Origin of the sequence: Myxococcus stipitatus DSM 14675 (assembly GCF_000331735.1) — a bacterium.
GTDB classification, from domain to species: domain Bacteria; phylum Myxococcota; class Myxococcia; order Myxococcales; family Myxococcaceae; genus Myxococcus; species Myxococcus stipitatus.
Genome location: NC_020126.1, coordinates 5,857,081 through 5,871,619, shown reverse-complemented (window position 1 = coordinate 5,871,619; position 14,539 = coordinate 5,857,081). Strand labels below are relative to the sequence as shown.

The 14,539-nt window shown below is 66.5% G+C and carries 11 protein-coding genes; 8 read left to right on the top strand and 3 right to left on the bottom strand.

Annotated elements, in window-relative coordinates; translation table 11 throughout:
* Window positions 1-137 precede the first annotated feature (137 nt).
* The 3 genes from carB to MYSTI_RS22510 all read left to right on the top strand — a co-directional run bounded on the left by carB (window position 138) and on the right by MYSTI_RS22510 (window position 5,823).
* Window positions 138-3,392 carry a carbamoyl-phosphate synthase large subunit gene (gene carB / locus MYSTI_RS22520; protein WP_015350096.1) on the top strand — a complete coding sequence of 1,085 codons (3,255 nt, stop codon included), beginning with the start codon at window positions 138-140 and terminating at the stop codon, window positions 3,390-3,392.
* 127 nt (window positions 3,393-3,519) lie between these two features.
* Window positions 3,520-4,548 (top strand): hypothetical protein, encoded by a 1,029-nt coding sequence (locus tag MYSTI_RS22515; protein WP_015350095.1) that lies wholly within the window; start codon window positions 3,520-3,522, stop codon window positions 4,546-4,548.
* A gap of 117 nt (window positions 4,549-4,665) precedes the next feature.
* Entirely contained in the window at window positions 4,666-5,823 is a 1,158-nt protein-coding gene (locus MYSTI_RS22510) for a fatty acid desaturase family protein (RefSeq protein WP_015350094.1), read from the top strand.
* A 28-nt stretch (window positions 5,824-5,851) separates the two neighbouring features.
* On the opposite strand, the gene MYSTI_RS22505 is transcribed toward MYSTI_RS22510, so the two are convergent.
* Both MYSTI_RS22505 and MYSTI_RS41400 read right to left on the bottom strand, forming a co-directional pair.
* Window positions 5,852-6,352: a hypothetical protein gene (locus MYSTI_RS22505; RefSeq protein WP_044281157.1), complete on the bottom strand. Its 501-nt coding sequence runs from the start codon at window positions 6,350-6,352 to the stop codon at window positions 5,852-5,854.
* A 61-nt stretch (window positions 6,353-6,413) separates the two neighbouring features.
* Window positions 6,414-7,619, bottom strand: coding sequence for a TonB C-terminal domain-containing protein (locus tag MYSTI_RS41400; protein WP_015350092.1), 1,206 nt, complete (start codon window positions 7,617-7,619; stop codon window positions 6,414-6,416).
* Between the two features lie 225 nt (window positions 7,620-7,844).
* Between MYSTI_RS41400 and def the strand changes: the two genes are divergently transcribed.
* The 4 genes from def to MYSTI_RS22480 all read left to right on the top strand — a co-directional run bounded on the left by def (window position 7,845) and on the right by MYSTI_RS22480 (window position 10,937).
* Complete coding sequence (gene def / locus MYSTI_RS22495; RefSeq protein ID WP_015350091.1) at window positions 7,845-8,447, top strand: peptide deformylase; 603 nt, start codon at window positions 7,845-7,847, stop codon at window positions 8,445-8,447.
* Window positions 8,448-8,476: 29 nt separating this feature from the next.
* Window positions 8,477-9,097 (top strand): glutathione S-transferase N-terminal domain-containing protein, encoded by a 621-nt coding sequence (locus MYSTI_RS22490; RefSeq protein ID WP_015350090.1) that lies wholly within the window; start codon window positions 8,477-8,479, stop codon window positions 9,095-9,097.
* A gap of 48 nt (window positions 9,098-9,145) precedes the next feature.
* Window positions 9,146-9,997, top strand: coding sequence for a hypothetical protein (locus MYSTI_RS22485; protein ID WP_015350089.1), 852 nt, complete (start codon window positions 9,146-9,148; stop codon window positions 9,995-9,997).
* Between the two features lie 88 nt (window positions 9,998-10,085).
* The gene (locus MYSTI_RS22480) at window positions 10,086-10,937 is read left to right on the top strand and encodes an MBL fold metallo-hydrolase (RefSeq protein ID WP_015350088.1); all 852 of its coding nucleotides are present in this window, start codon (window positions 10,086-10,088) and stop codon (window positions 10,935-10,937) included.
* A gap of 29 nt (window positions 10,938-10,966) precedes the next feature.
* On the opposite strand, the gene MYSTI_RS40920 is transcribed toward MYSTI_RS22480, so the two are convergent.
* On the bottom strand, window positions 10,967-13,537 hold the full coding sequence (locus MYSTI_RS40920) for a lectin-like protein (protein WP_015350087.1): 2,571 nt from the start codon (window positions 13,535-13,537) through the stop codon (window positions 10,967-10,969).
* 326 nt (window positions 13,538-13,863) lie between these two features.
* Between MYSTI_RS40920 and MYSTI_RS22470 the strand changes: the two genes are divergently transcribed.
* Entirely contained in the window at window positions 13,864-14,304 is a 441-nt protein-coding gene (locus MYSTI_RS22470; RefSeq protein ID WP_015350086.1) for a YciI family protein, read from the top strand.
* The last annotated feature ends 235 nt before the right edge of the window (window positions 14,305-14,539 follow it).

Sequence of the window (14,539 nt, the reverse complement as noted above, 5' to 3'; positions counted from 1 at the left end):
CCCCCCGCTTCGATGGCTGGATGCTCCGGGCTCCCGCCCCCGAGGCGCCCGGGCGTCCAGGCGTCCTGACGCCCGGGAGGCACGAGCCACACAACATCCGTGCATGCGGCGTCAGACGTTGGTATGGGGGCGCCCCGATGCCCAAGCGTACCGATATCCGCAAGGTTCTGGTGATTGGCTCGGGCCCGATTGTCATCGGGCAGGCCGTCGAGTTCGACTACTCCGGTACTCAAGCCATCAAGGCTCTCCGGGATGAAGGCGTGGAGGTGGTGCTGCTCAACAGCAACCCCGCCACGGTGATGACGGACCCCGAGTTCGCGTTCCGTACCTACATTGAACCCATCACGGTGGATGCGGCCGAACGCATCATCGCGGCAGAGAAGCCGGACTCGTTGCTTCCGACGATGGGCGGCCAGACGGCGCTCAACCTGGCGAAGGCGCTGGCCGAGCAGGGCATCCTGGAGAAGCACGGGGTGCGGCTCATCGGCGCGTCGCTGGAGGCCATCAACAAGGCCGAGGACCGCCAACTCTTCAAGGCGGCCATGCAGAAGATCGGCGTGACGCTGCCGAAGAGCGGCTATGCGAACACGCTGGACCAGGCCATGTCGCTGGTGGACGAGATTGGCTTCCCGGCCATCATCCGCCCCTCGTTCACCCTGGGCGGCACGGGCGGCGGCATCGCCTACAACCGCGAGGAGTTCGAGGCCATCTGCCGCTCCGGCCTGAAGGCCAGCCCCACGTCCACCATCCTCGTCGAGGAGAGCGTGCTGGGCTGGAAGGAGTACGAGCTGGAAGTGGTCCGCGACACGGCGGACAACGTCATCATCGTCTGCTCCATCGAGAACCTGGACCCCATGGGGGTCCACACGGGTGACTCCATCACCGTGGCGCCCGCGCAGACGCTGACCGACCGCGAGTACCAGCGGATGCGGCAGGCCTCGCTGGCCATCATCCGCGAGATTGGCGTCGACACGGGTGGCTCCAACATCCAGTTCGGCATCAACCCGAAGGACGGCCGCATGGTCGTCATCGAGATGAACCCGCGCGTGTCCCGCTCCAGCGCGCTGGCCTCGAAGGCGACGGGCTACCCCATCGCGAAGATCGCCGCGAAGCTGGCCCTGGGCTACACGCTGGACGAGCTGCGCAACGACATCACCCGCGACACGCCGGCCTCGTTCGAGCCGACGCTGGACTACGTGGTGGTGAAGGTGCCGCGCTTCAACTTCGAGAAGTTCCCGCACGCGGACCGGACGCTGACGACGAGCATGCGCTCGGTGGGCGAGGTCATGGCCATTGGCCGCACCTTCCCCGAGGCGTACATGAAGGCGCTGCGCTCCATGGAACTGGGCCGCGTGGGCCTGGAGTCCCCGGACCTGCCCGCGGAGAAGGAGGAGCGCGAGAAGGTGCTGCGCGAGGCGCTCCGCGTCCCCCGTCCCGAGCGCCCCTGGTTCGTGGCCCAGGCGTTCCGCGAGGGGATGACGGTGGAGGACGTGCACGCGCTGTCCGCCATCGATCCGTGGTTCCTGCGCTACATCGAGATGCTGGTGCGCGAGGCGCAGTCCATCCAGGAGTACGGCCGGTTGGATCAGCTCCCGGACGACGTGCTCCGCCAGGCGAAGGCGCACGGCTTCTCCGACAAGTACCTGGGCAAGCTCCTGGGCTACCCGGAGGAGGAGGTCCGGGCGCACCGGCACTCGCGCAAGATCCGTCCCGTGTTCAAGCGCGTGGACACCTGCGCCGCGGAGTTCGAGGCCTTCACGCCGTACCTCTACTCGACCTACGAGGAAGAGGACGAGTCGCCTCCGACGGACCGCCAGAAGGTCCTCATCCTGGGCAGCGGCCCCATCCGGATTGGTCAGGGCATCGAGTTCGACTACGCGTGCGTCCACGCGGCCTTCGCGCTGCGCGAGGCCGGGTACGAGACGGTGATGGTCAACTGCAACCCGGAGACGGTGTCCACGGACTACGACACGTCGGACCGCCTCTACTTCGAGCCGCTCACCATCGAGGACGTGCTGGAGGTGTCGCAGCGCGAGAGGCCCATCGGCGCCATCGTGCAGTTCGGCGGGCAGACGCCGCTGCGCATCTCGGTGCCGCTGGAGAAGGCGGGCCTGCCGATCCTGGGCACGTCGCCGGACGCCATCGACCGGGCGGAGGACCGCGAGCGGTTCAGCACGCTCATCGAGAAGCTGGGGCTGAAGCAGCCGGAGAACGGGGTGGCGCGCAGCCACGCGGAGGCCTTCAAGGTCGCCGAGCGCATCGGCTACCCGGTGATGGTGCGTCCGTCCTACGTGCTGGGCGGCCGGGCGATGGAGACGGTGTACGACGCGGCCAGCCTGGAGCGGTACATGCGTGAGGCGGTGAGCGCGTCGCCGGAGCATCCGGTGCTCATCGACCGCTTCCTGAAGGAAGCCATCGAGGTGGACCTGGACCTGGTCGCGGACCGGACGGGCGACGTGATGATTGGCGGCGTGCTGGAGCACATCCAGGAGGCGGGTGTGCACTCGGGTGACGCGGCCGCGACGCTGCCCCCGCACTCGCTGTCGCCGGACCTCGTGGAGCGCATGAAGGACCAGGCCATTGCCCTGGCGCGCGAGCTGGGGGTGGTGGGCCTGATGAACGTGCAGTTCGCCATCCAGGGCAAGGTCATCTACATCCTGGAGGTGAACCCTCGCGCCAGCCGCACGGTGCCGTTCATCTCGAAGGCGACGGGCGTGGCGATGGCGAAGATCGCCGCGCTGTGCATGGTGGGCAAGACGCTGAAGGAGCTCGGCGCGACGAAGGAGCCGGAGATGCGGCACGTCGCGGTGAAGGAGAGCGTGTTCCCCTTCGCGCGCTTTGCGGGCGTGGACGTCATCCTCGGGCCCGAGATGAAGTCCACGGGCGAGGTGATGGGCCTGGCGCAGGACTACGCGTCGGCCTTCGCCAAGAGCCAGCTGGCGGCGGGCGTGAAGCTGCCCAAGTCCGGCAAGGTCTTCATCTCGGTGAAGGATGACGACAAGCCGGCGGTGGTGGACCTGGCCAAGCGGCTGCGCACCATGGGCTTCACGCTCATCGTCACCGCGGGCACGCACAAGTACCTGGCGACCAAGGGCATCGAGGCGCAGGTGGTGCAGAAGGTGAAGGAGGGCCGGCCGAACATCGTCGACAAGATTGTCGACGGGGAGATCGTGCTGGTCATCAACACCACCTTCGGCAAGCAGGAGATCGCCGACAGCTTCTCCATCCGCCGTGAGGCGCTGATGCACTCGGTGCCGTACTACACGACGGTGCAGGCGGCGCGGATGGCGGTGGGCGCGCTGGAGGCGCTCAAGCGCACGGAGCTCGAGGTGAAGCCGCTCCAGGAGTACCTGGGCGTCACCAGCACGGTGCCGGGTCGCGCGCGCCGGTAGCCGACGCGACTCACTTCCGAAGTCATGAACGGCCTCGCTTCCTCACGGGAGCGGGGCCGTTTGCTTGCGAGGGACTGAAGGGGGAGTGTCTGGACTTGCCTCTCCCTGCCTGGGTATGGAGGGGCCCATGTCCACTTCCGTCTGGCGGGTCTCGGCCGCCTGTTGCCTTCGCGCGGCGGCCCCTCTGCTGACCGCACTCGTGCTGATGCTGTGCACGACGGTGTTCGCGCAGTCGGCGAAGGTGACGTATCGGCCCGAGGCCGGGTCCTTGTTCGCGTCATGCAAGGTTCAGCCGGAAGGCTCCATCGGTCGCAACTACCTGTGCCCGGGGCTGACGGCGACCATCGCTTGGGTCGAAGTGCCGGCGGAGTTCAGTGACCAGCAGATGCTCGGGCACTTCCGGAGTGGAATCGCCGCGATGTCGACCGGAAAGCTGGAGTCGAAGGAGACCAGGCTGACGCTGGGCGGCATCGAGCGTGACACCTTGGAGTTCCAGATTCGCGACCTGGGGGATGGGAAGAAGGTCCAGGCCGCGGGCCACGCCTCACTCCTGCGTCAGGAGAAGGGCGGCTGGTATGTGTCCTGCGCGGCGGATCCGGCGCGGCGCATCGCGGTGAAGCACTGTGAGCGCATCCTGGAGTTCTTCGCGGTCCATGGCGTGCCCGAGCCCATCGACCTGAAAGCCCACGCGAATCCTTCGAAGCCTGTCGTGGGGACCACGGAGCTGGTGGTCCCGGAGGGCTGTACGGTTTCGGGACCGAAGGAGGCCGGTCAGATTCGGTGCTCCGGCAGCTTCCTGGGCTGGGTCGTGGTGCCGCATCCCCCCAGCATGAAGAAGTTTCGTGAAGAGCAACTGGTGCCCATCCGCAAGCAGTTCCAGGACCTGGCGGCTTCGAAGGGCTCGGTGCTGGAAGAGAGCGATGTGGAGTGCCGGGTGATGGGGGAGCAGGGTGTCTGCCGCCAGCTCTTGTTGCCCATGGGCGCGGGGAATCTCCGGTCACTCAGCGGTGTCACGCGCCAGGGGGCACAGACCATCCTGCTCTTTTGCGTCCAGGGAGACCTGGCCAAGGAACTCCCGGCGGTGTGTCGTGGGCAGATGGAGCTGATTCCGACGGCCCCGGCCGAGGAGAAGACGCCTCCCGCGGCCCCGAAGTAGGCGAGTGAACGGGGACTCCGAGCCTGCCTGCGGCGGCAGGCCCGGAATCGCTTTGAGGGGGCCCCGAGCACGACTACCGTTCACCCCTCCGTCATCCCTGCTCGAGGAGCTTCACGCATGTCGTCCCCCGTGCCCCCCACCTTCAACATCGCCTCCGTGGACGTGGAGGGCTTCCATCGGGAGCTGAAGGCGCTGCGCGCGGAGCTGGACGCCAACGTGGGCGAGGCGGACCTGAAGCACCTGCGCAAGATTGAGCGCTGGGGGCGCATCGGGACGCTGCTGGGCATGGCCACCTGCTGGATTGCGCCGAATCCGTTCAGCGCCGTGGCGCTCAGCGTGGGGCGCTCGACGCGGTGGCTCCTGATGCACCACGTGGGGCACCGTGGCTATGACCGCGTCCCCGGCGTCCCCGCGTCCCGGACGGGCAAGGGCTTCGCGAAGGGCACGCGGCGCTACCTCGACTGGCTCGACTGGATGCTGCCCGATGCGTGGGTCTACGAGCACAACGTCCTGCACCACTCCTTCACGGGGGAAGACGCGGACCCCGACCTCCTGGAGCGCAACGCGGAAGGCACGCTGCGCAACCCCGACAGGCCGCTCGCGCTGCGCTATCTCCAGCTCGGCCTGCTGGCGCTCACCTGGCGTGCCTCGTACTACGCGCCCGAGACGCTGAGCGCCCTGCGCCGCAAGGGACGCCGCGACGGTGGCGCGCTCACGGGCGCCGAGTGGAAGGAGCTCCTGCTCCAGTGCTACCTGCCGTACTCCCTCGTGCAGTTCGTGCTCTTCCCCGCGCTGTTCCTCCTCATCGGGCCGTGGGCGGCCTTCAGCGCGTTCTGCAACTCGGTGATGGCGGACGTGCTCACCAGCCTCCACACGTTCCTCGTGGTGGGCCCCAACCACACGGGCGAGGACCTGTATCGCTTCGATACGTCCCCGGCGAACAAGGGCGAGCGCTACGTGCAGCAGGTCATCGGCAGCGCGAACTACCGGACCGGTGGCGACCTGAACGACTTCGCGCACCTGTGGCTGAACTATCAGATCGAGCACCACATCTGGCCGGACCTCTCGATGCTCAAGTACCGCGAGGTGCAGCCGAAGGTCCGCGCCCTCTGCGAGAAGTACGGCATCCCCTACGTGCAGGAGAGCGTCTGGACGCGCGTCCGGAAGATGGTGGACGTGGTGGTGGGCAAGCGCTCCATGCGGAAGCTCGCGCCGCGCGCCGTCGACGCGGAATCTCCCGCCGCATCCAACGGGCTCCAGGCACACGGAGCCTGACGGGGGTGGTGCGTGCCGCCCAGGGCCCTCAGCCCGGAGCGGCGCGCCGCTGACGTGGGAGTGCCGCGCGGGCCAGCGTCTTGTCCTCGGGAGGAGGTGTGTCCTCTCGGCGCAGGACCTCCGCGTCCACGACGCGGGCGCCATCCGCGGAGACAGGAGGGCCGAGCGTCACCACCAGCACGCGATACGCCTCCTCCAGCCGCTTGTGCAGCTTGGTGAAGTTCAGGTGCGCGGTGCCGGGCATGTCCTCGGTGTACGTGAAGTACCAGCGCATCTCGTCCAGGGTGCCGTAGTAGCGGTCCACCACGGCCTGCTCCTGCTCGGGCAGGTGGAGGAGGTGCTCGAAGGCACCGTCCGCGTAGCGCGAGGCGATGGTCTCCAGGAGCGGCTCGCGGCTGCGCAGGCGCGAGAAGAGGTTGAACATCTCGTCACGCCGGGACTCCAGCCGGCGCATGATGCTGGCGGCATCCATCGCCAGCAGATTGCGGACGCGAGCGGCCATCTCATCGGCCTTCTTGCGACGAGCCATGGCGTGGCAGCCTAGCGCCCCGACACGAGCGAGGCCAATGGGGGCCCGTGCCTCCTGGGGCTCAGTAGACCCGCAGCAGCTTGGATTGGCAGAGGAACCGGGGGTTGGTGAAGTCGATGACCTCGATTTCGCCCGTGGTCTCCTCGAAGCGGCCGGCCAGGACGCCCGCTGCCATCGCGGCGCCGAGGTACAGGGCGCTCCGGCCCTTCAGGTCCTTGACCTTGCGGTAGTAGACGACGCGTCCTTCCACGGACCAGAGGGTGTGGATGCCCTCGGGTTTGATGCCGCGCGCGCCGTCTCGAGGTGGGGGAAGCTTCGCGAGCGCGCTCGGTACGGCGTTGAGCACGAAGGTGTCGTAGGCGGGGATGCCGCTCACCGACACGAGCTTTGCTTCGCGCAAGGTGCCATCCGGGGCCTGGAGCAGCTCGAGGGTGACGACGAGCTTCCCACCGCTGCCTTCGGCGAGCTGATGCAGCTCCGAGCCCGCCTGGACGCGGCTGCGCAGGTGCTCCAGCGTGTTCCGGCCCAGTCGCCCCTCCAGGGCCTTGAGCTGCTCGGACGCGGTGGTGGCCTTGGGGACGGGACCGCCTGGTGAGCCGGAGGCTCCGAACTTCCCCGCCTGAGCAGCCCAGGACGTGGCGATCTGTTTCTCCAACGGGTTGCCTGGGAACACCGGCGCATTTTCGAACCCCTTCTCGAGCGCCTTGCGGACCTCGGTGAAGTACGGGTCGATCAACCCGTTCGTCACGCGGAGGGCCGCCTGCTGGTCGTCGATGAGCCCCTGGACGCGGCCTCGGACACGCTCGCGCTCCTCGGCGATGAGCGCCTCTCGGGAGGGGCCGGGGTCTCCAGGCCGGAGGGTGCGTCCGCTCTGGAAGGGAAGACCCGAGGGGAGTGAGAGCCCTCCGGGCGCGAGCGGCTTCGGGAGGGAGGCAGGGGGCGCGGCCGCGCGAGGTGTGTCGCTCCGGTCCGGGGGCGGGACGGCGGGCGCGATGGCAGGAGGGGTCACCACCGTGCGAGGTTTCTTCGCTGGGGTGCCTCGGTCGCGAGCGGGGGGCTCGGGCTTCGGGGCCTCTTCGACGACGGGCGCCGAGGGGACTTTGGGGGGCGCGTGGATGACTTCCACGAACAAGGGGGCGGGCTTCGAGTCGGGAGGATGGGGCGGTGGGCGTAACGAGGGCTCCGTGTTCGCGAGGAGCACGAGGAGCACCGCGTGAATGGCGAGCGAGGCCAGGGCGGCCCACCCGAGACGTCGAGACCGCCGCATCGCGACCTGCAAGCTCCGTGGGAACGGTGTCGTCCAATATTGTCACTGAAGTGTATCAGTATCTCCGAGTCGACATGCGAGCCCGCGGGGGCAAGGTTGGCACGGGGCGGGAGGTGAAGTCTCCCCGGGGCGGAGGAGCGTGTGCTGCCTGACGCTTCGTCGACTGTGGCGGTGGGCCTCGAGTGATGCTGGAGGATGCCTCGATGGGCCTGCTACGCTCGCGGGATGGTGCTCAAAATCGTCCAGGCGGGAGAGCCGGTGCTGCGGCAGAAGGCGCGAGACCTGACGCCGGAGGAGATGGGGAGTCCCGAGATTCAAAGGCTCATCGTGCTGATGCGCGACACGATGCGCGATGCGCCCGGGGTGGGCCTCGCGGCGCCGCAGGTGGGCGTGGGGTTGCGGTTGGTGGTGATTGAGGACCGCTCGGAGTACCAGGCGGGAGTGGCGCCCGCGGACCTGGCGGATCGCGAGCGGACGCCGGTTCCGTTCCATGTGCTCATCAATCCGAAGCTGACGGTGGAGGACCCGGCGCCCGCGGAGTTCTACGAGGGGTGCCTGAGTGTCTCGGGGTTCGCGGCGCTGGTGGCGAGGGCGCGAGGGGTTCGGGTGGATGCGCTGGACGAGCAGGGGAGGCCGGTGACGATTCACGCGCGAGGTTGGTATGCGCGCATCCTCCAGCACGAGCTGGACCACCTGGACGGGACGCTCTACGTGGACCGGATGGAGACGCGCAGCTTCGTGACAGGGGAGAACCACCGTCGGCACTGGGCCGGGCGAGGAACGGCCGAGGTCAGGGCCGCGCTGGGGCTTCCGAAGAAGGCGGATTGAAGGTTGCTGGACTTGTCCTGGGAGGCGACATGAAGCCCGTCATCATCGGCCGTTCGAGTTCACACTTCACGCGCATCGCGCGCATCTTCGCGGAGGAGTCGCGCGTCGAATACGACTTCCACATCCTGCGAGACATGATGTCTCCGAAGCCGGAGGACTACGGCGGCAACCCCGCGCTCAAGATCCCCGTGCTGAAGACGCCGAGCGGGTCTTGGTTTGGGGCGCTCAATGTCTCGCGCGAGCTCTGGCGGCAGTCGAGTCACAAGCCGGATGTGAGCTGGCCCGAGGACCTCACGGAGCCGGTGAGCGCGAATGCGCAGGAGCTGGTGCTCCAGTCGATGGCGACGGAAGTGACGTTGATCATGTCGCGAGTGAGCGGTGGGACTGAGAACGGTGCTCACCAGGACAAGATGCGCCTGAGCCTGGGGAACATGCTGGGCTGGCTGGATGAGAACGCGGCGTCGGCACTCAACGTGCTCCCCGCCGGGCGTGAGGTGAGCTTCCTGGAAGTCTCGCTCTACTGCCTCGTGAAGCACCTGGAGTTTCGAGAGGTCCTGCCGACGGCGCCGTACACGGCGCTGACGGAGTTCTGTCAGCGCTTCGGGACGCGGGCTTCGTGCGCCGCGACGGTGTTCCGCTTCGACACGTGAACCGCGGCATCCGAACGGTGTGTGTAGTGTCGATCAGGAGGAACCAAAATGCAGAGCCTCTTCGAGTCGATGGCGCGTCACCGCCCTGAGTGGCTCGCTCAGGGGTTGCTCATGCGGGCGATCACGACAGAGCCGTGTGTTCGCAAGTTGTTGCTCGAACGACTCAAATGGAGGCAATGCCCTGGTTTTGAAGAGGTCCCATCGGTGACAGAGGAGGAGCAAACGTCCTCCAAGTGGCGTGCAGACCTCTGTGTTGCTTGGGCTCAGTCAAAGGCCTATCTCGAGCTGAAGATTCTTGCTGGCTTTACTGTGCGACAGGAAGAGGCGCTCAAGGAGCGCAGGATTGATCTGGTCGTGCTGCTGCGTCCAGATGGGCGAGAGCTACCGGTGGGAATGCCCGTCGTCACCTGGGCCGAGGTTGCCGAAAGGGCGACGGAGGTGAATCTGAAGCTTTTGTTGGAGCAGGTCACCACCAGCTTCGACTGGCGCCAGGAGGCGCTGCCAGCAGACGTGCTGGAGGAGGAGTTCGCCGGGTTCATTGCAGGTGCGATTGAGGGACGTTGGCCGAGGATGTATCGGTTCCTCAGTACGGTTCATTCGCACCTGAGAGAAAGTGCGGAAACGGAGACTGCGTATCGAGCCAGCAATGCTTGGTCATTCGCGCGGAAGTCTTCGGAGCCCTATTACGGTTACTGTTTCTGGCTCGGCGAGCAGGACGTTCCACTTTTCTGGATGGGATTCTGGCGCAGCAAGGAGACCGGGGAGATTGTCTTTGGCGTCTCAGTACCAGGAAGGAAGGGACGCTCCGTACTGCTCGAGGAAACACTGCGATTTGACGCCGCCGATCTGGCGACTCGTGCCCTATCCGCCGCTCGCGGCCACATCCAGTCCGAGAGGTAGGCGTGCGCTGCTGATCGCGTGACGATGGTTTTGCGCCTGTCGAACCGAGCATTGCGGTGGAGGGGGCAGACGCGTCATAACCGCGAGGATGACGCTCACCGAAGTCCAGGCGGGTCCCTACACCGTTCGAGGCATCTCCGTCGGCGGTGTCTACACCTCCCTCCAGGTGCCGGAGCTGGACGTGGTGCTCGACGTGGGCGTCCCCATCCGCTCCTTCGCGGGCACGGAGCGCATCTTCCTCAGCCATGCGCACCCCGACCACGCGAGTGCGCTCGGCGCGCTGCTGGGCATCCGCCGGTTGCTGGGGAAGGGGGCTCCGCAGCTCTTCCTTCCCGCGGAGATCGAGCCCACCGTTCGCGAGGCCCTGGAGGTGCTCTCCCGGCTCCACCACACCCCGATGGAGGCGCGGACCGTCCCCATGCTCCCAGGGGACGTCCAGCCACTCGGCCAGGGCCTCCACGTCCGCGCGTTCCGCACGCACCACCCGGTGCCGTCGCTCGGCTACCAGTTCCTCCGGCGCGTCACCAAGCTGCGTCCCGAGCACCTGGGCATGCCCCCGCAGGAGATCGCGCAGCGCCGCAAGGCGGGCGAGGACCTCTTCACGGAGGTGGACCACCTGGAGCTGGCGTACGCGACGGACACGCTCGCGCGTGTGCTGGAGACGGAGCCCATGCTCTTCGACTCCCGCGTCCTCGTCATCGAATGCACCTTCGTCGACCCCAAGCGCTCCGTGCAGGACGCGCGAGACCGCGCGCACCTCCACCTCGACGAGCTCATCGCCCACGCCGACCGCTTCCGCAACGAGGCGTTGGTGCTCATGCACTTCAGCCAGTCCGTGGGGCCCGAGGAGGTGCATGCGATGATTCGAGAGCGCCTCCCCGCCTCGCTCCTGGAGCGGGTCCGCATCTTCGCGCCGGACTCCGGCCGGTGGTTCGGCTGAACCACCGGCCCAGGCTCACCCAGGTTGCATCAGTCCCAGGTGGTCCAGTGTCCTTCGTGGCCCCGGTCGATGAGCTTCAGCCACGTGAACTGACCTTGGGTCTTGGTCAGGAGTGCGGCGTTCTCCAGGTCCGACTTGGGGGTGCTGTAGATGTAGCCCGAGGGGCACTGCGGATTGTCGAAGTTGCCCGCTCCGCCGAGCGCCCAGTAGTCCGCGGGGCACGACGTCGCCGAGCAACTCGCGCCGAACTTCCGGCATGCATGCGCGTAGCTCTCGGCGCAGTTCGAGTCGTACCAGGTCCCGTTCGCCGTCATCAGCGCGCAGTGCTCGACGCCGTTGTAGTTGTTCGGCTCGGTCGACGCCCAGCGCGTGTACGGGACGGGCGCGCCGCCCCAGTGCACCCAACGTCCCTCGCGGGCCTGGTCCGTGAGGTTGACCCAGACCGACGTGTTCTGGAGCTTCTGCTTGAGGGCCTCGTTCTCGGCGGAGTTCCTGGGCGCCGAGAATGTCCAACCGTCGCCGCAGGTGCTCTTGTTCCAGGCGCCCGCCGTGTCCGACAGCTTCCAGTCATTCAGCGTGCAGCTCTGGCTGGTGCAGCGGCACGCATGCTTGATGGAGAAGCCGCAGGGCTCGTCGTTCCAAGTGCCGTTCGCGTAGGTCCGCACGCAGTGCTCGTTGCCGAACTCGTTGTTGGGTTCACCCGCCGCCCAGGGTTGATAGGGGGCTTCTTCCCAGCGGCCCTCTTCGAACTGGTCCGTCAGGTTGACCCAGGCGTTCTTCCCGGAGAGGTATGAGAGCTCCTGGAGCCGGTAGCCGGTCGACGCATTGCGGGGCGGAGCAAACTCGTAGCCCGCGGGACACTGCGGCGTGTTCCAGGGGCCCGTAGCGTCGGTGATGATCCAGGGATTGGGGAGCGCCGCGTAGGTTTCCCGCGTCGTGCCAATCTTGAGGCACGCATAGGCCCGGGTCATCGAGCAGGCGATGTCGTTGAGGCCATCCAACCCCTGCCACACCGCGCAGTGTTCGGTGTTGCCGTAGTTGTTGGGCTCACCTTCGGACCACCACTGGAAGCCCTCGTACTGCCATTTGCCCTCCGCCAGTCGGTCCGAGAAGTTGATCCACGCGCTCTCGACGCCACCCAGCCGGTCGTACAGCTTCTGGTTCTCGAAGCCGTTCTGGGGCGGAAGGAAGTCATAGCCATCCGGGCAGAGGTTGTACTGGGGAGCCCACGGATAGGCGAGAGACGTCACCGTCCAGAAGTCCGAAGGACAATAAGAGGCGTCACACGTCGCCCCCACCTTCCGACATGCGCGCTTTCGGTGTGTGGAGCAATCGAGGTCATTCCATTGACCTGTGCTGCCTTTGAACTCCGCGCAGTCCTCGTCGCCTACCTTGCTGTTCGGCTCATCCTCTCCGAAGGACCAGATGGCGGACCGCATGGCGCTGAAGTAGTCGTCGAAGGGTGCGTACTTGAGGTTCGTCTCGACCTGGTCCATCGAGATGCTGAAGCCACATTTCGTCGCTGTGTCGTAGTTCAGGTAGTCCGAGAAGGCGCTGTAGGGGAGGCTGCAATAGACGTTGTGGTCGCAGATGCGCAGCTCGGAGAACTCCGTCCAGTACAGGCCCAGTGCGCCTGAGAGGTCGCTCGACCCGCACGAGGGATACCCCGTGAACTTCTTGGCGGCGTTCGCGGGATAACCAGGGGCGTTCGTCCACACGTCCGGCTCAGCCGAGCCACCCTGGTAGTGCCCGGAGCTCTCGGAGAACACCCAGTCCTTGAGGGTGGCACCGTTGCCATCGGGAAGGCTTGCGTAGTTGAAGCGGTCCTTCACGGAGATGATGACGCGCTTGCCCATCCTGGCCAGCTCTTCGTTCGTCGGCCAGCGGTTGGGATGGTAGGGGCCGGCGGCCCGTGTCCCCGGGCCCATGGGCCAGGGGTTCGAGAAGTAGGTCCGCAGGTCCTGCGGGGTAAAGATGAGGCTGCCGCGCGTGTCTCCCGGGACGTTGGGATAGGACTGGTCGAGGAAGTGGCGCAGGAGGTTGACGAGCCGCTTCCGCGAGTCGTCGGAGGTGACTTCGTTGTCTTCGATGCCGATCAGGATGACTTCGTTCTGGTTCTGCGGCTCACGAAGCCACGTGGAGATCTCTCCGAGGATTCCGTTGACCGGCGTCGAGAAAGGCTCGGCGCCATGGCTGAAGCACAGCCCCTTGGCCTGCTCGTTGCCGTAGGGGTCGTTCGGCTCATCCTTGTCGTAGAAGCAGCCGTGATCCCAGACGTCCACGTAGAGCGCCCGCATGCCCATGGCGAGCTGGTTGTAGACATAGCGGTGTTGATTGATGCGGGTGTACCAGCGTCCCGCATGGGAGTAGGCGTTGCTGACATGGGCATTGTGGGCGCCCAGCCGCTGGAAGCGCTGAATGGGGATGTCGCGCTGCAGCTCGGTCTGCTGGAAGCGGGCTGCGTGGGCGGCCCAGTAGTCTCCCGGCTCCATGGCCTGCGAGGTGGTGTGCTCCTCATGCGGGGGAGGGGGCTCTGCCTGCGGTGTTCCGCAAGCGAGGCAGGTGAGCAGGAGGAGCAGACTCGCTCTGGCTCTCTTCATGAAGATGCTGTCCTAGGGTGACCCAGGGCCCGGCATGGGCGAGGGGGGGCGCTCACATAGGGTTTTGATCGATTTCACGACAATCCCGGATGGTGGATTGTTCTTGTAGTCAAGTTTCACTTCTGTTGGTGCGAAGTAAGGCCGCTTCTGCGGGCAGTGGCCTTTCGCCAGCGGCTCCCCATCCCATTTCTCGAGGGTGGTCATGCAACTCACTGGAATCACAAGGGTTTCGAAAAGAAAATAGAGGTCATGTCGATCTGCCGCTTGGATATTCGTTGCCAGTTTGAAGGGCGGGAACCTCCCCGCCACTGAACGAGGAGACGAACATGCGCGTGATGGTCATCGTGAAGGCGAGCCCCAACTCCGAGAAGGGCGTCATGCCGAAGGAGGAGATGCTGGCGGCGATGGGGAAGTACAACGAGGAGCTGGTGAAGGCGGGCATCATGCTCGCGGGCGAGGGCCTCCACCCCAGCAGCAAGGGCAAGCGGGTCGTCTTCGGAGACGGGAAGAAGCCGAGTGTGGTCGACGGCCCGTTCACCGAGACCAAGGAGCTGATCGCCGGCTACTGGCTCTGGCAGGTGCGCAACATGGACGAGGCCCTCGAGTGGGCGCGTCGCTGCCCGAACCCGATGCCCGGCGAGGAGGGTGTCCTCGAGATCCGCCCGGTGTTCGAGGCGTCCGACTTCGGCGAGGAGTTCACCCCCGAGCTCCGCGCTCAGGAAGATCGCCTCCGTGTGGAACTGGAGCAGCAGCAGCGGGCGAAGTAGCCAAGGCCCTCATCCGGGTCCTGGCCCGCCTTCAGCCGAGATGAGACAGCGCGCCAGTGTTCCCATCGCTGGCTGTCGATGTCTTCGTTGCTTTCACGGGAAAGCGCCCATTCCATCCCCGCTTTCTACCAGCGCGAGCGGTGACGCGTCGTGGGTGCCACCGCCTCAGGAGAGCGACGCGTGATTTCATCCGGGCAACTCGGGTAGAGGAGGCGCGGGGGCGAAGTCGCCACGT